The following is an 18,059-nucleotide window of genomic DNA, read 5'->3' on the forward strand; positions in this document are numbered from 1 at the left end:
TTAATTAATATGGACGTTCACGGTCGTGTGGAGCATCAAAATGATGCTTTGCACCCAGCGGTACTATTTGTGTTGGATTAATCGTTAAGTGGCTTACATAGTAATGCACCTTTGTGTACTCTAAATCGACGGTTTCTTTAACACCCGGTACTTGGTACAGCTCGTTAACGTAATTGCTAATATGGTGAAACTCGCTTAATTTTTGACGGTTACACTTAAAATGCCCGTGATACACCGCATCAAAGCGAATGAGGGTTGTAAATAAACGCCAATCAGCTTCTGTAATAACATCACCAACGAGATAGCGCTGCTTAGCTAAACGCGCTTCTAGCCAGTCTAAACTATCAAATAGTGCGGTGTAAGCCTCGTTGTAAGCTTCTTGTGTAGTAGCAAAACCGGCTTTATATACGCCGTTATTGATGGTGTTATAGACACGGTTATTCACGGCTTCGATTTCTTCACGAAGTGGCTCTGGATAATAATCATCAGTATTGCCAGTGAGCTCATTAAACGCACTATTAAGCATACGAATAATCTCTATTGATTCATTATTTACAATAGTTTGCGTTTTTTTATCCCATAAAATCGGCACAGTAACCCGCCCTTCATAACTAGGATCGGCTTTTAAATACAATTGATAGGCGTAATCTAAGTTATAAAGTGGATCGCCCTGCTCGCCAAATTCCCAGCCGTTTTCCATCATGGGAGCTTCAACAATACTCATAGAAATAATGTCTTCGAGCTGCTTTAATTTACGAAAAATAATCGTTCTGTGCGCCCAAGGGCACGCTAGCGATACATATAAATGATAACGCCCCGCCTCAGGGGTAAATTTGCTTTGTGGCGCTGATGAAATAGTATCCCTAAAACGGCTGTCTTGGCGTACAAATTTACCGTCGCTTTTTTCGGTGTCGTACCATTTATCGACCCATTCACCGTTAACAAGTAATCCCATGTCCGTCTCCTAAGTATGTAGAATGTGCCAACCTTACGCAGATTGGCAGCTTAAAGTTCAATCAGTTATATGATCAGCTTATTGGTTTAATTTGTTATGAATTTTTCCATCAAGGGATAGCTTTCCAGCTCCTTGAATAAATAAGGCCAAGGTAATTGCCAACAAGGATAAACCAAACTCGTAACCGTTGTTGCTCATAAATAAGCCGTTATCTATATGTACGGTAAAAATAGCAACCACCATAGTGATAGCCAGTACAAAACTCGCAGGACGCACCAGCAAACCAGCGATGAGTAGTAATCCACCAAAAAATTCAGCGCCACCCGCCATTAATGCCATTAAATAGCCCGGTGCTAAGCCAATCGACTCCATCCACTGCCCTGTGCCTTCCAAGCCATAGCCACCAAACCACGCAAACAGTTTTTGTGCCCCATGAGCACTAAACACTAATCCTGCAATAAGCCTTAATGGTAGTGTTGCAAAAGACTGTTCAGTTTTTGTGATGGCAGCTGTGATATTTTTAATCGTCATAATGTTTACCTGTATTGTTTCTGTTGATTATGCAGCTATTGTATAAGTTGAATTAAAATTAAATAACTCCTATTATTTGCTTTATATGTTCAAATATTTTGAACAGTTAATATTTGGTATGATGATGAATACACCCCCTATTAGCATAGAAGCTTTACTGGTATTAGACGCCATTGAGCATCGTGGCAGTTATGCAGCCGCTGCAGAACAACTTAATAAAGTGCCATCAGCCCTGTCGTATATTGTTAATAAACTTGAAGAGCAATTAAATGTAACTTTATTTCAGCGCCAAGGTCGGCGAGCAGTTTTAACCCCCGCAGGTAAACATTTACTGAGCGAGGGGCGTAAAGTGCTCAATGCTATAAATAATTTATCGGAGCAAACACAAACCATAGCTAATGGCTGGGAGCCTAGAATACGGATTGCTTGTGACTCAATTATTGACGTAACTAATGTTTTTGCTGCTTTGCAACAATTTTTAATTGAACATAAAAGCATTGAAATTGATGTAAAAGAAGAGGTCATGAGCGGTACATGGGAGGCGTTAATAGAAGACAATGTTGACTTAGTGATTGGTGCACCCGCCCCCGTGCCTACTCAAAAAGGGATCAGGGCAGTGAAAATAACGGATATTCAAAATGTACTTGTGGTTCACCCAACCCACCCTTTAGCAAAAGAGCGAAAACCCATCAAGCCTAGTGATCTTGGTCAATACACCACAGTGATAGTTCATGACTCTGCAAAACAAAGTATTCCGTGGTCAGCTAATTTAATCGAAGGTAGTCAACGTTTTTATGTAAGCTCCGTAAAACAAAAAATTACCGCTATTTTATCGGGAATCGGGATTGGTTATTTACCAGTAAACCTTATTGCTGAACATATTAAAGCTAAAAAACTTCATGTCGTGGAGCTCATTGAACCACGTCCTATTCAAGACTTATACCTTGCATGGAAAATAACCAACAAAGGTAAAGGATTAAAAAAATTGACTCAACTTTTAATCGACAATAATTTACAGACATGAAATAAGCCAACTACATAAATGCAAAAGCCCATGCTAACTAAATTAGCATGGGCTTTTTTAATCACTAATAGATGTTATAGAGCAAGATCTTGCTTAGCACGTGTTAAGTTGTGCGACACTAACTCGTTACCTGATATTTGCTGTGCTTCGTAAAAGTCAGATAACGCTGCGGTTTCGTTTTTAGCCATTAAACGGCCAACACCGCGGTTACTTAAAGCAAATGAAGTCAGCTCACGTACTTTAAAACGTGGGCCTGTACTTTGCTGTAATAATGTAATTGCTTTTGAACAAATTTCTTCAGCTTGGCTGTAGTTTTTTGATTTTACATTTAATGCGCAACTGTTAAATGCAACTTCGAATTCTTGTGGGGCTGTTGCAGCCTCTTCAATAACCATTAACTTGTAGTCACTTTGATCAGCCATTACAGCAGCTGAGCAAGTTAATAAAGAGCCAAGAGCGATGGTTTTGATAAGTGAGCGTTTCATGATTAGTTTCCTATTTGGTTAGTCGTGCTTGTTGCCGACAACTAAACTTTAGAGTGTTTACTTAATCTCGACAAACGATTAAAAACAAACCAATAAGTGAAAAAAACTAACCTATAGACTTTAGTCTAATTAAACTGAGCATATTCGTTTTAATAAAAGCGACAAATAACCGCTCGTTTAACTAGGCTGCAAACCCGGCATGATTATTTACTGATTTAAGTAATCAATAACTTCTTCTTGTAAATCAATATATTCATCTTCAGACATATTTAACTTTTTAAGTATAAACGGTTCAAGGCGCTCCCAATCTTTAATTTTTTCATCACGTAAAATACTATTTACTATACTTTCAGAGAGCTTTAACACACAAAAACAGAGCTGTTGATTAGGATCGGATGTGTCCTCAAGTAAACTTAAATCATGATGGCGTAGGATAAGCTGGCAAATATCTCTTGGTAAATGCCAACTCGATGCTAAGTAATAGCCGATAATGGCATGATTAGCGCCATAAACACGATCTTCAATATCAACTAAACTTTCTTTACTGCTTCTATTTGAACCATGCAGCACATTGACGTAGTCGTCATATTTAATCGCCATGGGGACTATGCCGCAATCATGAAATAAACCGAGTGTGTATAAATATTCAACTGGAATTTTATTTTTTACTCGCTGTCCAACAATCATGTTTACATTAGCAATTTCAGATGCGTTATCCCAAAAACGCTCTAAACTAATACAACATGTTTTTTGTAAAAACATTTGCTTTAATTTAAGCGCAGGAATAAGTGCTTCTATGCCATTCCAACCTAAAAACATGATGGCTTGTTTAATATCAGACACACTACGAACTAAGCCATAAGCGGGTGAATTAACAATTTTCAAAATAGCAGACGCTATAGCCACATCTTTAGCAACGATATCTGCAGCAGCCATTAAAGACGGCTCATTTTGATGTGCTAATCTATCAAGATCATCTAAAATTTGCGGTTTTGGGGGAATAATAAAGTTTTTGTTTACATCAGATAATACCTGCTCATTAACGACAAACATCGATGTCTAGCCTCCAGCTAAGCTATATGGATTATTTATTTAATTCCATTTGAACTTTTATACTAGAAGTTGATTAGAGATTTATCAATTTGTAGGTACTGAAATTAGTAGGGTAAAAATAATTTTTAAAACGACAGCAGCACACGCCCGGTATATAGACGTGTGCTTTGAATATTAGCTTAGAAGTAATAGCCAATATTAATGTTGAAGCGACGCTCAGTTTCGCTGCTATCGCCCGCTAATGAACCACCAACAAACGGCATGTTTTTACCATGAACTAAATCAAAGTAAGTAAATAAACCACCTGCAGCGACCGAGAAACCAGTTACGTTCATCCACGTATCTTTGCTGTTGTCTGATTTGTCGTAAATAGCGCTGTAGTCATTATAAAACTGTAAGTTTGTCACTGCGCCCCATTGCACCGGCACGCTGTATGCTACGTTTGCACTCGACATTGTTGCCTCAGCAGCCATGCTGTCGTAAAACGAGTAAGCGCCTACAGCAATACGGTTTACGTTATCAATATCGTAGTTGTATTCGCCATGTTGTAATTGCAAGTTCCAAGGGCCCATATTACTGTTTAAGTGAAGCGCCCATGCGTTATAGTCACCTGCGCGGTCAACACCATCATGCAAGCCACCAGCAAGCGCTGACACACCAATTTCAGTTTTACCACCCTCATGCTCTATGTGGTAGCCGTAACGACCTGAGAACGTATTATATTCGCCAATTGGATTGGTCGGCTCAGCGTAAACACCATCACCAGCTTCTCTAAAACCAACAATATCGTATGAGTAGCGATCGCTGCGGTTATCTACATAACCATCAACACCACCTAATTCATCATTTTTGAAAAAGCCTAAATCAAGCTGCCAGTTATCGGCAATTTTACGCTTAAATAACACCCCTAAATCGTGGTCGTCTTCAAGGCCTACGTAATAGTTAGTGCTGAAAAAGTAGTTATGTGAATTGTAAGGCCAGTTACCAAAAGGAACCTGAGTAATACCTGCTTGAACTTGCCAATCATCAGCAAAACCGTAAGCAGCATAGGCGTATTTAACAGCTGTCATGTAATCAAAAAAACGAATTTCAGCGTTTAGTTTTACATCACCCACATCGCCTGAGAAATTTAAGCGAAAAATATCAAAGTCAAAATCGCCGCCGCGATTTTTATTGTCGTCATCATACGAGGTGTGGCTATAGTTGGTTCGAACAGCACCGCCAATTTTAATTCCCTGAGGCTTGTGTTCATGTTTAGCTACTTTAACTTCAGCTATATCTTCTTTCTGTTCAATGGTGCGCTCGATTGTCTTTTCACTTTTTTGCTCTGCTTTTGCAAGTTGCTTTTGCAACATTTCCACTTGTTTTTGTAAGCTGCTTAATTGCTGCTTTACTTTATCAAGATCTGTATCTGCATGTGCCGGATGTGAAAAAACAACCATAGCCACTGCCAGTGCTAAAGGTTTCATAGGTGTCATAATTTGTCCTTGCTTGCCTTGCTGATGTTATTAACTCGAACTTGGTCAGCGTGAGCTAAGTACCTGCTTGATTTTACATATTGTTTTACAATGATAACGTATTTTTACAACTCTTCAATTACACTTTATGATTTTGCGCAACACACCAGCAACACACACTACTTTTTAGCAAGGTAAGCATGACAATTAATCATCATTTTAATAAATGAAAGCAGCAGCTTGCAAAATTAAAGCTTAAAAAAATAGTAGGATGATCATGTACCTATTTTTAATGTGTTATTATTTAAAAATCATATTTAAAACAGCCAGTTTGTTGCTACATATATAAATTAAAGACTCTCCAAAAATGAAAAATAACGATACCTTTAACACAATTGCTACGTTAATTTTTAAGCATCTTTATAATAACTTTCCAAGCCCAAGCCAGTTAGATCCTGAACAATTAATTAGCGATGCCTCAGATCATCAAGGTGAGCAAATAAAAGGAACAATTGCGTTTCTTCTTCATGAGGAATATATATTTTCGACGCCCAGCGCCACTTTTTTGCTAACCGAAAAAGGCTTTAGCCACGCTTTGTGTCCTAAGTTTTAAACTCACCGCTTAAAAAGTGATACCACAAAAAAAGCCCTAGCAATTAAAGCTAGGGCTTTATAGTGATTTTTAACGTTTATTTTTTCTCTTTTTCTAAACGCTTTTTAAGGCTCAATGCCGCGTCGGCCGCCAGTAAGCGCATAAATTCAGAACCATTATTTTGCTCACCCTGCCCTGCACCTATAACAATTTCAGGCACTAATCGGCTGTTACCTAAACTAGTAAATAAAGCCGTTTGAATTTTAACTTCTGCTTTTAGTGTTTCATCAAATACATACTTAGGATCAAGCGCTGCTGATTTTGCGCGTAAACGCGCCTCGGCTAGAACGTCCATACCTAATGCTTCTAAGCGTTGCTGTTTTAAAATTTCTTCTTGCTCTTTTGCAAGCTCCGCTTTAACAGCTACACGTTGCTGGGCAGAAATAATCGCATTCGCTTTTATTCGTTCCGCATCAATTTGCTCTTTAATTTTTAGCTTTTCAGACTCAGCTCTTTGCTTTGCAATCGCTTGTTCGCCTAATGCCACTTCAGTACGTGCTTGTTGCTCTGCTTTTTTAAGGTTTTGTCTTGCCAGTGCTTCATCAGCAGCCGCTTGCTTTTGCGCCTCTAAACGCGCATTTACTTTATTTTCGTAATCAATATCAATAATACTCGCATCAACGACTGTGATCCCGTAAGAGCCTAAAATAGGCGCATTACGTAGCGGATTACCTTCATCATCCATTTTAATATTAATAGTAACGCGCTGTTGCTTACTCAAGTTACTTAAATCATCTGTTTTATCACGCTCACCGGTACTAATAATTTGCTCAGTAACAAAAATACCATTAGTCAGTTGATCAGAAAAATCTTGGCTTAATTGACCATTACCACCTGAATAATGTTGTTCAACCGACATCATACGTGCCGACGCTTTTACATTTTCTGTTGTTGCACGCATTAAAAGGTTAGAAATTAGGGTTTCTTGGGAACCAAATTCTTCATGAATTTTTAATAAACCACGCAAAGCACCCGATTCACTAGCGGGTACGTTGCCAGGTAATCTAAAGCGGGAAACACCGCGTGCCCCACCGGTCGTGGTATCTAAGAATCGAATAGGAATGAGTGGTACAATGGCACTGGCTGTTGCGCTGCTATCGCCAGTAAAGTTAATTGAAATAACTTTTTTATAGGCTGATGTCGTACCAAATGCTTTTAAGTAAGGGCCCGCTTGATTTATTACCGTTAAATTACCGGTAAAAGCTGACTGATGAACTAGCCGTTCATCGGCTTCATTCCATGAAATAACCTGCGACGTTAATGTTGCAATCACTGCTAACACCACGACAACGGATGTTAGTAAAATCACATTACGACGACCAAAACGTGCCATAAATGAGGTGTTTTTTGCCTCAGCGACTGCTTGTTGCTCGCTATCCATTTTTAGTACTCTCCATGTTTAGTTTCTTTTTAACAAAATACGTAATTTCTTGTTCGCTTAAATGTGCACAAAAACTACCCGATCGATGCAAATCTATAAAAGTTGCAAGGATCTCTTGTTTGCCTTTAATTGTTTTTTCCTGGTTTTCTTGGGTTTGGTTTTTCTCGCTAAGTTGAGCAATGAGTTCATCAATAATGGTGTCTTTATCAAATAACACATTATATTCTTTTGACTTTCTTACTCGGCTCTTACGTATATTGCTGTAAATCACATAAAGCGCCACACACAAAATAATAACAAGCGTACTTAACCCAAAAATATAAAAAATCATAACGTCTGCTTATATTAATTGAATAATTAACCCCAACAACAAATGTAACGACTAGGTCACAAATGTTAAGCCGATAATTTTACAGAATAACGACCCAAATAACAGAATTAAAACTTTGCTTGTGTATATTTTTGTAAACTAAAAATTAATCAGTGCGATTAAGTAACCTGACTAGCTGGGTGATCACCATTTCTGGCTCATCATTTTGTGGATAGTGGTAACTTTTACTGGTTAGCACTATCTCACCTTGAGGAAAAGCATTAGCCCAGTTTAAATGCAGTTCTCCCCACATTTCACGCCCTTTATCGGTAAAAAATAACACCGATGGATTTTCATATTTTTTAACTGAGGCAATAACCGTCACGGGAATATCTGCTATTTGTGGGTAATCGGGCAAAGGCCGCTTCGACCAAAAGTCTAAATACTGATTCGACATGCCATTTTTCATATCATCACGTTTTATAGCAGCAATTTCTTTTTCAGCGCGCGGTAAATCAATCTTACGCATAATATCAACATCATGCTCTGAGGCGGGTTCAATTAACATTAACGCTTTAATGTTATCAGGGTAGCTTGCTGCAAATACCCTTGCGATATAAGCAGCATAAGAATGCGCCACATAAATCACCGGTTCTTCAATTTTTAACGCTTTAAGTAATAGAAAAGCTTCAGCAGCATACTCCTCAGAGCTATAGTTTTTCTTTATTTGCGCTGAGCCGCCATTGCCAATTCGAGAATAGCGAATTACTTTTGCATGCTTGATAAGCGCTTTATAAATGGGATCCCAATCACTAAGCCCTGCAGAACCACCTGCCTCAAGTAAAACAGTGTGTTTACCACTACCCGCCATTTCATATTCAATATCAAAGCCATTTACTTTAACTTTTGCAAGCTCCGCAAAAACAGCGGTAGAGGTGATTAATACCCAAAATAGAATCGTTTTTATTATTAGTTTCATGTTGTTAAAGCTAATTAGTAGTTAGCTTAAGTTTATAACATTATAAATAGAGCGACAAAACCTTAATGGATGAATTGTTTATTCTATTCTTTTTGGGTTTGTTTGTGTTCCATTGTATACCGGCCATGCAACCGTATATGCAAAAAGGTTGGCAGGCTATGGGTTATGATGGTGCACCCTGGTACTTTGAATTTGTAATAGTGGGTATTGCTGTTTCAACGCTTGGGCTAATGCGATTGTTTAGGGCGTTTTGGGGTGGTCGGGATAAAAAGAAAAGCGCTAGTTAGGAGCTAGCGCCCTCAAGCTTTAATTTTGCGATTTATCAATTTTAGAAATTAATGTATCAAGCACCATTAAATCATTAGCCTTTTCCATATATTCATCGCTATCTTCATCAAGCTGTTTAAGCTCTACTGTTTCTTTTTCAACCCTGCTTTTAAGAGTACTTTTAATTAATCTAAGCTCTAATTGTGAAAACATAATTATCCTACATCTTTATTTGGTATACCGATAAAACAAGGGATAGCCATTGAGTCTAACTGATTTAATTTATCTAAGTACAGAGTCACTGGCATATCGTATAGAGGGCGAATAGTAAAATGGTTTTTACCTAGAGAACCCACATCATCAAGTGAAACATGCAGACCTTGCGGCATTTTAGACTTGGCTGGTAACTTCCACCACAGCGTACCAAATTTAGGGTTTCTGTAATTAAATAGCGATAAGCCACCCGATTTACTGTCAACAAAGTCAATATCATTCTTTTTGTAAACTCTTACATCCCAAGTTTGTTCTTCCTCTCTTGGTGGTGTAGTTCGGATATAATCAAACTTAGCTTTTGTTTTACGACCAAGTCGAAAAAGGTCAAATGGCAAGGTGACATAAAATTGGATTGGTGTATGCATAATCAAATTCCTTATGATTGTGTTTTTAATAGTCCCCAATAAAAATACAACAAATAGATAGGAATATCTAGGTATAAAATAATTCAACCATTTACTTAATCAAATTTACTAGACCAATCTATTTCTTTAAGTTTCTCAACTTTTACAGCCACAACTTCGAGTCGCTTAAGTGCCCTTGTTAAATTTGGTGCTGGTACAAAGTTAAGTGTTGCTGCATTGGTTTTGCTAATGCCACGAACTAAGTAATCACTGAGTGCCGCTTTTATTTCTCACTAGTACTTTTACCAATTACAAAGGGAGCGGCCTTTGTATAATAAATACTGATTGGCATCTACACGACAACCGTATTGCTAAGTGATAGTCCCCTTGGTAGATACACTTACACTTAAACTATCTCTATGCGATAATACACACGGTGTTTGATTTTTGCCTAGCAGCTTTCTTATTTTCGTTTAACTAATTGCCATTTAATTTTTTATACACAGTTAGCAAAAAATTTATACGCGAATTTATACACACCATGCAAATATTAAAGTGCTTTCTAAAATAGACAATAAATAACAAAAGCAAATAAAACCCACGAATATATAGGGCTTAAAGAAAGAATGAGCGAACCAACATACTACGAAAACCAAGCAACAATCTACTGGCACGACTACGAAACTTGGGGGGCAAGCCCACAAAAAGATAAGCCGAGTCAGTTTGCCGGTGTACGCACCGATCTTGATTTAAATATTATTGGCGAGCCGCTTATTGAGTACTGTAAGCCGCAAGCGGATTATTTACCGCATCCTGAGGCGTGTTTAATTACCGGTATTACCCCACAAGTGGCGATGCAAAAAGGCTTAGTTGAGGCTGAATTTATTGCTAAAATTCATGCAGAATTTAGCGTACCCAATACCTGTGTGGCTGGTTATAACAGTATTCGCTTTGATGATGAAGTAAGCCGATATAGCTTTTATCGTAACTTTTACGATCCATATGAGCGTGAATATAAAAACAATAACAGCCGTTGGGATATTATAGATTTAGTGCGCGCCTGCTATGCACTTCGCCCTGAGGGTATTGAATGGCCGTTAAAAGAAGATGGCAGCCCAAGTTTTAAACTTGAGCATTTAACTGTCGCTAATGGTATTGAACATGCCGCTGCGCACGATGCATTAAGTGATGTAACGGCTACCATTGCACTGGCTAAATTAATAAAAGAAAAGCAGCCTAAGCTGTATCACTTCTTTTTTAGTTTGCGTGGTAAAAAAGCACTCGCTGAATTGGTGGACGTGTTTAACATGACCCCATTAGTGCATACCTCATCGCGTATTCCAGCAACCCAGGGTTGTACCACGTGGGTGGCACCTATGAGCTTTCATCCAGTGAATAAAAACGCGGTTATTTGTTTTGATTTAACCCAAAACCCGCAGGTATTACTTGATTTAAATGTAGAAGAGCTACGCAAGCGTTTATACACCAAACGTATAGATTTAGCGGAGGGTGATTTACCGGTAGGTTTAAAACTGGTGCATTTAAACAAGTGCCCTATTTTAGCACCAGCTAAAACACTACTGCCTGAAAACGCTGCTCGCTTGGGTATTGACCGAGAGCAATGCTTGACTAATTTAGCCATTTTAAAAGCCAATACCGAGCTTCGCGATAAAGTCACTGAGGTATTTAATGAGCAAGGCGATTACAGCGCCACCACGAACGTGGATTACTTATTATATGATGGGTTTACTAGCCACGCTGATAAAGCCAAATTTGCGATTATTCGTGATGTAAAACCTGAAGACTTGGCAAGTTTAAAGCTTGAATTTGAAGATCCTAAATTTAATACTTTGTTGTTTAGATACCGAGCCCGTAACTGGCCACAAACGCTAAGCCAACAAGAGCTTGATCAATGGCGTCAATATTGCCAAAGCAAGTTAATGCATGGCGAAGATCAGCCATCAATCAGCGCACAAGATTTTATGATCACCCTTGAAAACTTAGCGCATGAACATGATGACAGTGAAAAAAATCTTACAATTTTAAAAGCGCTGTATAACTACGCGCAAAGCATGTAATTTACTGTAGTTTATATAATTCATAAAAACGCGACCCTTTAGCAAAAAAGTGTCGCGTTTTTTGTATATAGTTAGGTAAGCGAAAGTTAATCCCACAAAGAGAAGTGAATGAGGCATAAATGAGAAACACATAAAACCTATAGTTATTTTTATGTGTATCACTTTCTCTAAAAGCGCAGCGCCTCTTAGCCTCTTTGTGAACAGTTTACTTTTACCAATTACATTACTTTTTATGGAGTGCTTCAATACGCGCTAGTAAACTTGAGGTATCGTATCTGCCGCCGCCAAGAGCCTGTACATCGGCGTAGTATTGATCGACCGTTGCAGTCATTGGCAGCGTTGCACCATTATTTTTAGCTTCATCAAGGGCAATGCCTAAATCTTTACGCATCCAATCTACAGCAAAACCAAACTCGTACTCGCCTGCCCACATTGTTTTGTAGCGGTTTTCCATTTGCCACGAACCAGCTGCGCCTTTAGAAATGGTTTCTATTACTTTTTCGCCATCAAGCCCTGCTTGTTTAGCAAAATGTAAGCCCTCAGCTAAGCCTTGTACCACACCAGCAATACAAATTTGATTAACCATTTTACATAATTGCCCTGAGCCCACTTCGCCTAAAAGCTGACTAAAACGGCTAAATGCCGCCATGATAGGTTGTGCTTTAGCAAATACCGCTTCGTTGCCACCGGCCATGACTGTAAGCACGCCGTTTTCAGCACCTTTTGTTGAATGCAACATTCGGTGCCAAAAGTTGTCAATATGTTTTGACACTATAACACTGATATAATTTGCATAACTTTTGAGCTAAGAATTATTAAAAGCATCAAATAAGTTATTGCTATAAATATACCCGATCACACTAATGTAGAAGCAATAGTGCTCGTAAATAATAAAAGACCTTAAGTCCTTACAAGGATTAAACTAACCTTTTCAATAAACTTGAAGTATCCCAACGATTTCCACCCAACTTTTGTATATCAGCATAAAATTGATCGACTAGAGATGTTAAAGGTAAAGTAGAACCGTTTTTCTTTGCCTCATTTAGAGCTATATCCAGATCTTTACGCATCCAATCAACTGCAAAGCCATGTTCATATTGATCATTGAGCATCGTTTTATGCCTATTTTCCATTTGCCACGAGCCAGCCGCACCTTTAGATATAACTTCAACCACAGCCTCACAATCCATTCCAGCATTCAATCCAAATTGCAATGCTTCTGAAAGTCCTTGGACTACGCCAGCTATACATATTTGGTTCATCATTTTCGCTAACTGGCCCGACCCAGCTTCACCTAACAGTTTTGAATACCTGCTATATGCTTGCATAACATCTTTAGCTTTTTCGAAGTCAGCTTTCTTACCACCACACATTATGGTTAAAGCGCCATTGATCGCTCCAGCTTCACCACCAGACACTGGGGCATCAATAAACCCGATTTTATTTTCACCACACTTTAAATTTAACTCTCTAGCAATATCCGCTGAAGCCGTTGTGTGATCGACTAGAAGAGTGCCTTGCTTCATGGAATTCAATACACCATTATCTAATAGAGTTACTTCGCGAAGATTATTATCATTACCAACACAAACAAAAACTATCTCAACATCTTTTGCAGCCTCTTTTGGAGTCGAAGCGACTTGTCCTTGATACTCCTCTACCCATTTTTCTGCTTTCGAAGAAGTTCTATTATAAACAGTAACATTTAGATTTTCATTTTTTGAAAGGTGACCTGCCATTGGATAACCCATAACGCCAAGACCTATGAAAGCTACATTTATTTTATTCATCGTTCACTCTGTATAATTAAATTAAGTTTAAAGTACGTTGTTACAAGGCTAGCGTATATTAATTTTAGGCACTAGCAGGATCAAACGGTAATCATCATCTAGAACTGCCATTTTTGCACCACATTAAACACAAAATAATTCCTGTTTTTTACGCATTCTTGATTCATCATCTCAAAATGCAACAACCCGTACATAATTCGAGTTCAACCAGCCAGTCACTGCAACTTCATTTAGTAATAAGCCTGCATTTAAGCCTAGCCAATGATAATCTTTACCTAACCAGTTTCTATAAATAATATTGATAAATGGTTCTAGCTGTTATGGCCAGCTAATTTTTCACTCAGCTCAAGTTATTTGTTTACTGGATATAATATTCTTTTGCTTCTAACCTTTTCTTCTCTGATAACGTTATTAGCAACTAAAACGCTGGTAATAATTGAACCGTATGAACGCCCATTTAGTTTGAGCAAGCTGTATAATTTAGCTCTTTCAATACCAGGTACTTCGTGAACTTTTTGAATAACCTGCTTTAAATCATCTAGACGTTTATCTAAATATTCATATGCTTCAGGTCTTTTCATCGTCGAACGGTAATGATTAACCATTTCTAGGTATTCAGGTATTAACCAATTGTCAAAGTGATGCTTTATTGCATAATATTCCCACGTTAGCTCCCCATTGTAAGGAAGTAAGTAATCAAAAAGATGCTCAGCATAAAATTCACAAAGCATATAGAAACGCTTTTTGTATAATGGGAGCCTTTCTTTATCTCTTTCACGGTTAGCTAATAAATAATCATCCCATTCATTATACTTATCGTCATTGTTTATAACGTATATTTTTTCTTTTAGTAACTTTATACTTTTAAAAAGCTCAGTATCAGCAGCGATTTTCAGGCTGTTTATTTTTTCTGGCTCAGAGAAAACATCAAAATCAAAGCCGCTTATACCTGCGTCACGGTATAAGCTAGCTAGCGTATGGTCAAAATGGTCATTATCACTGCCTAAGTCTTCTACATCAATCTGAATGGTTTGATTGGGTTTACCGTAAAACACATCTAATAGCTGACTCAGAAATAGTGCAATTATCTCTTCGATATCTTCAATTGCAAAACTCAGGTCAAAGGTAAAATACTTACCTCTTTCACACACCCCTAAGGTAAATTCCTTTGGTACTGAGATTTTAGCCTCACTCAAAAGCTGAATGATATCTTGATCAAGTAAGCACGAAAACCAGATATGCCCTTCCTGTTTTACACCGGGTGCAACCTGTATGGATGCTTCCAGACTTTCACCCTCTTTTCCTTCCTTGTGTATTTCAAACATATTGTTTTGTAGGTCATGTTTTACTAGGCTTCGTTTTATTTTTTTATAGTGGATATATTCCATACTTTTTCCTCTCTAATTTATTAAGCTGCAATAACAGAAATTTTACTGCCAGACCTTCCTGATGTGACATCAACTCTATGTCCCATTTGGCTTTTTAACTCTGTAACATGAGAGATAATACCAATCATGCGACCTGTTGACTGAAGGTCAATTAGAGTACGAATGGCCAAGTCGAGTGATTCAGGGTCTAAACTACCGAAACCTTCATCTATGAATAACGTATCGAGCTTTATTCCGCCAGAGTATGACTGAACGACATCAGATAAACCTAGGGCTAATGATAAAGCCGCCATAAATGATTCACCACCAGAAAGAGTCGCTACTGGGCGAGATTTTCCAGTGTATTCATCATCAACCTCCATTTCTAAGCCTGATGCCTTATTTCCTTTAGCACGCTCTTCTTTCCTAATTAATTGATATCGACCTTTGCTCATGAGCGAGAGGCGCTGTGAAGCTTGTATTAAAACGTCATCGAGAAGAACACTGAGTACAAATCGTTGTAGACTCACTTTATCTCCAGTTAAACCATTTGATACCTCATATAAAGTACCTACAGTTTTATACTGTTTTTCTAATTCTTCATTTTTCTTATGTGCTGCAATGAGCTTTTTCTGAACAGATATAAGCTGATTATTACGTTCTTCTAATTGACGCCATTTTTCATCTTTAGCTTTGAAATCGATTTTAGCTTTCGATAACTCATCTTCATTATTGTCTAGATTAGGTTTGTTTTTGTCTTTCAATTCCTTAAGAAGTAACGACTTAGCTCCCGTTAAGGTATCAAACTTGGTTTTATACTGGTCAACATCATCATTTAGTTCAGCTTGACTTTCATCGGTAAGTAAAGAGTTTTCAAAGTGATTCAGGTCTTCAAAAACACTTTCGCTTAATGCTTTTTGCCAGGCTAGTTGAGCAGCACCTTCCTGTTTTTCAATATCAACTAATTGGCTAGCTATAGATTTATCGGTGGCTTCTGCTTTATCAAATGCAGACTGTTGTTCTTCTTTATTCTTCCTAGCTGAGGTAAGCTCATCATTTAAAGATATTATTTGCTGAATTAATAATTTAATTTCAGTATTGAGTTTTTCAATATCTCGGTAAGCTTCAGGTGTTTGGCTCTCTAGCTGAGCAACATTAGAGTTTGCAATAATGAGCAGTTTATCGTCTGAAGAAGCTTTTGCTTCTAGCACTTTAATTGTCTGTTCTATTTCCGATAATTTATCTTTATCTGAAATGATGCTATCGCTGATCTCTTTTATATTATCTTTGATAGAAAGTAAGCTTTTAACCTTAGCTTCTTGCACTTCATGCGCTGACTTCACTTCTACTAGTGATTTGTTCGCAGACTCGCCGAGTTCATCTTTTAACGTAGTAATTAATCCTTGTTTTACTTTTTCATTAGCAAGCGCTTCGTCATATGCTGATTTTGCCGCTTCTCTAGCTTTATTTGATTTAGTTACAAGTTCTCTAGCTTTATCGACATCCTCTTTTGTAACAATAGAACTCATATCATCCGTACTTGCTAATTTAGGGTGTTCCTCACTACCACATACGGGGCAAGGTTCTCCATCAGATAATTCGCTTGCCAGAATGGCCGCTTGGTTAGCATGCCACGAAAATTCAGTTTTTTTAGCCGCTTTAGTTTTAGCGTCTAACTCTAATTCTGACTTATCTAAAACTATTTTTTCTTCTGTGGTTAATCGATTAAACTCGGATAACTCTTCGCTTAAGATCTCTAAGTTATTTCTTTTGCTAAGTACTTGGCTCAATTTATCTAATTGAATTTGTTCGTTAGCTAAAGGTTGAATTTCGACAGACAGCTTCTCCAGTTTTTGCTCTTTACCAGAGATCTCACTTTTTATTACTTCTATATCTTTTTGTTTAGCTTCAAGTGCTGTCTTACTTGCAGTTGCAGTTACTTTAGCTGATGAAAGTTTAGAAACAGCTTGCTGTAAATCGCTCGCAAGTTTTAAATATTGCTCAAAATCTGTTTGTTTTTTCTGTAAAGCATCAACAGCTTTGTGTGCTTCTTCTGCTTTCTCAAAAGAATGTATGGCGGCTTTTAGCTTTGCGCCGAACTCCAATAGGTCCTTATTGCTTTGTTCAAACTTACCCTTGATTTCAGTTAATGCTTTACTTGAGTTGACAACAGAATCAAATATTGGCTTTATTTTTTGGGCATTAGAGGCAAGTTGTAATTGTAGCTTTTTACTTTCGATTTGCTCACTAGATAGCTTGTGTTGTTCTAACTCTTTGCTTTTGTTATCTAAGTCTTCAAACTTTTTCAGTAGTTGTTTGGCTTCTTCAACAGCTTTTTCGAAATCGGAAACGGCTTTGTTAGCAGTTGTTTTTTCTTTAAGTGCTAGTGCCAAGTCGGGTTTGATTAACTCGATAGTGGAGCTTACTTCTTCTTCAGTATTTACTTCTGCACCTTCGAGAATACCTTTAATTTTATTTCTGTGCTCTTCAACCGCTTTTCTTATTTCTGCTGCTTGAAGCTTTAAAGCATCTTCAATCTTTTTGTAAATAGAGGTTTGAAATAGCTGACTAAATATTTTTTCTCTGTCTTTTGAGTCAGCTAATAACAGCTCTCTAAACTTACCTTGAGGCAGTACCATAACTTGCCTGAACTGCTCAACATCTAGACCAATTAGCCCCTTAATTTCAGTATCTGCATCCTTAACACTAGAAGGCACCATCAAACGATTACTGTCTGTACCATCAAGCTCCCACAATGTTGCTTTTGAATTCTGAGATGTAGTGCCTTCGCCAACACTTTTTGCTCTTTCTTGCATTGGAACGCGTTTTATACGATAGCTTTTATCAGCTAAGCTAAAATCTAATGTAACCTCGGTTAATAATTTAATATCAGCAAAATCACAACGCATTTGTGAAGCTGAACGTTCAGCTCCAGTTGTTTGCCCATAAAGCGCAAAACAAATTGCATCTAAGATCGAGCTTTTACCTGCACCAGTTGGGCCATTAATCAAAAATAAAGGATTCGTTCCTAATTCATCAAATTTTATGTGCTCAGTTCCAGCAAATGGACCAAAGGCTTGAACAGTTAATTTAAGTGGTTTCATTTTTATTCC

General features: G+C 37.8%; 16 protein-coding genes and 2 pseudogenes. 4 read left to right on the forward strand and 14 right to left on the reverse strand.

What is annotated here, in order from left to right; all coding sequences use genetic code 11:
* Positions 1-4 precede the first annotated feature (4 nt).
* Together AAEY57_RS02310 and AAEY57_RS02315 are read right to left on the reverse strand one after the other, a co-directional pair.
* On the reverse strand, positions 5-955 hold the full coding sequence (locus AAEY57_RS02310) for a glutathione S-transferase family protein (protein ID WP_024601612.1): 951 nt from the start codon (positions 953-955) through the stop codon (positions 5-7).
* Positions 956-1,033: 78 nt separating this feature from the next.
* Complete coding sequence (locus tag AAEY57_RS02315; RefSeq protein WP_290171833.1) at positions 1,034-1,486, reverse strand: DoxX family protein; 453 nt, start codon at positions 1,484-1,486, stop codon at positions 1,034-1,036.
* 124 nt (positions 1,487-1,610) lie between these two features.
* On the opposite strand from AAEY57_RS02315, the gene AAEY57_RS02320 reads away from it, so the two are divergent.
* Positions 1,611-2,510: a LysR substrate-binding domain-containing protein gene (locus AAEY57_RS02320; RefSeq protein WP_350606078.1), complete on the forward strand. Its 900-nt coding sequence runs from the start codon at positions 1,611-1,613 to the stop codon at positions 2,508-2,510.
* A gap of 74 nt (positions 2,511-2,584) precedes the next feature.
* On the opposite strand, the gene AAEY57_RS02325 is transcribed toward AAEY57_RS02320, so the two are convergent.
* From AAEY57_RS02325 to AAEY57_RS02335, 3 genes are all read right to left on the reverse strand, one after another.
* Positions 2,585-2,995, reverse strand: coding sequence for a hypothetical protein (locus AAEY57_RS02325; RefSeq protein WP_013465125.1), 411 nt, complete (start codon positions 2,993-2,995; stop codon positions 2,585-2,587).
* Between the two features lie 207 nt (positions 2,996-3,202).
* Positions 3,203-4,048, reverse strand: a complete 846-nt coding sequence (locus tag AAEY57_RS02330) for an HDOD domain-containing protein (protein ID WP_138764362.1) — start codon at positions 4,046-4,048, stop codon at positions 3,203-3,205.
* 179 nt (positions 4,049-4,227) lie between these two features.
* Positions 4,228-5,526, reverse strand: coding sequence for a porin (locus AAEY57_RS02335; protein ID WP_350606080.1), 1,299 nt, complete (start codon positions 5,524-5,526; stop codon positions 4,228-4,230).
* A gap of 346 nt (positions 5,527-5,872) precedes the next feature.
* Between AAEY57_RS02335 and AAEY57_RS02340 the strand changes: the two genes are divergently transcribed.
* On the forward strand, positions 5,873-6,118 hold the full coding sequence (locus AAEY57_RS02340) for a hypothetical protein (RefSeq protein WP_013465128.1): 246 nt from the start codon (positions 5,873-5,875) through the stop codon (positions 6,116-6,118).
* Between the two features lie 76 nt (positions 6,119-6,194).
* Here AAEY57_RS02340 and AAEY57_RS02345 read toward each other — a convergent pair whose 3' ends face one another.
* The 3 genes from AAEY57_RS02345 to AAEY57_RS02355 form a co-directional block, all read right to left on the reverse strand.
* Positions 6,195-7,538: an SPFH domain-containing protein gene (locus AAEY57_RS02345; RefSeq protein ID WP_350606083.1), complete on the reverse strand. Its 1,344-nt coding sequence runs from the start codon at positions 7,536-7,538 to the stop codon at positions 6,195-6,197.
* On the reverse strand, positions 7,531-7,869 hold the full coding sequence (locus AAEY57_RS02350) for a methanolan biosynthesis protein EpsI (protein ID WP_350606085.1): 339 nt from the start codon (positions 7,867-7,869) through the stop codon (positions 7,531-7,533). The genes AAEY57_RS02345 and AAEY57_RS02350 overlap by 8 nt, the downstream gene beginning before the upstream one ends.
* 145 nt (positions 7,870-8,014) lie before the next feature.
* Positions 8,015-8,827, reverse strand: coding sequence for an alpha/beta fold hydrolase (locus tag AAEY57_RS02355; RefSeq protein ID WP_350606088.1), 813 nt, complete (start codon positions 8,825-8,827; stop codon positions 8,015-8,017).
* Between the two features lie 53 nt (positions 8,828-8,880).
* Here AAEY57_RS02355 and AAEY57_RS02360 point away from each other — a divergent pair.
* A pseudogene (locus AAEY57_RS02360) lies at positions 8,881-9,114 on the forward strand (hypothetical protein); the annotation flags it as partial.
* Between the two features lie 19 nt (positions 9,115-9,133).
* Here AAEY57_RS02360 and AAEY57_RS02365 read toward each other — a convergent pair.
* Both AAEY57_RS02365 and AAEY57_RS02370 read right to left on the reverse strand, forming a co-directional pair.
* Positions 9,134-9,307 carry a hypothetical protein gene (locus AAEY57_RS02365; RefSeq protein WP_008135644.1) on the reverse strand — a complete coding sequence of 58 codons (174 nt, stop codon included), beginning with the start codon at positions 9,305-9,307 and terminating at the stop codon, positions 9,134-9,136.
* A gap of 2 nt (positions 9,308-9,309) precedes the next feature.
* Complete coding sequence (locus AAEY57_RS02370) at positions 9,310-9,732, reverse strand: hypothetical protein (protein ID WP_350606091.1); 423 nt, start codon at positions 9,730-9,732, stop codon at positions 9,310-9,312.
* A 605-nt stretch (positions 9,733-10,337) separates the two neighbouring features.
* Between AAEY57_RS02370 and sbcB the strand changes: the two genes are divergently transcribed.
* Entirely contained in the window at positions 10,338-11,789 is a 1,452-nt protein-coding gene (sbcB, locus tag AAEY57_RS02375; RefSeq protein WP_350606094.1) for an exodeoxyribonuclease I, read from the forward strand.
* Positions 11,790-12,012: 223 nt separating this feature from the next.
* Here the strand turns inward: sbcB and AAEY57_RS02380 are convergent.
* The 4 genes and pseudogenes from AAEY57_RS02380 to AAEY57_RS02395 form a co-directional block, all read right to left on the reverse strand.
* Positions 12,013-12,510 (reverse strand): annotated as a pseudogene (locus tag AAEY57_RS02380) (NAD(P)-dependent oxidoreductase); the annotation flags it as partial.
* Between the two features lie 196 nt (positions 12,511-12,706).
* Positions 12,707-13,579 carry an NAD(P)-dependent oxidoreductase gene (locus tag AAEY57_RS02385; protein ID WP_350606096.1) on the reverse strand — a complete coding sequence of 291 codons (873 nt, stop codon included), beginning with the start codon at positions 13,577-13,579 and terminating at the stop codon, positions 12,707-12,709.
* A gap of 350 nt (positions 13,580-13,929) precedes the next feature.
* Positions 13,930-14,967: a hypothetical protein gene (locus AAEY57_RS02390; RefSeq protein WP_350606099.1), complete on the reverse strand. Its 1,038-nt coding sequence runs from the start codon at positions 14,965-14,967 to the stop codon at positions 13,930-13,932.
* A gap of 20 nt (positions 14,968-14,987) precedes the next feature.
* Positions 14,988-18,050, reverse strand: a complete 3,063-nt coding sequence (locus tag AAEY57_RS02395) for an AAA family ATPase (RefSeq protein ID WP_350606102.1) — start codon at positions 18,048-18,050, stop codon at positions 14,988-14,990.
* Between the last annotated feature and the right edge of the window lie 9 nt (positions 18,051-18,059).

The sequence above is a fragment of the Pseudoalteromonas sp. MER144-MNA-CIBAN-0113 genome (assembly GCF_040308965.1).
Taxonomy (GTDB): domain Bacteria; phylum Pseudomonadota; class Gammaproteobacteria; order Enterobacterales; family Alteromonadaceae; genus Pseudoalteromonas; species Pseudoalteromonas tetraodonis.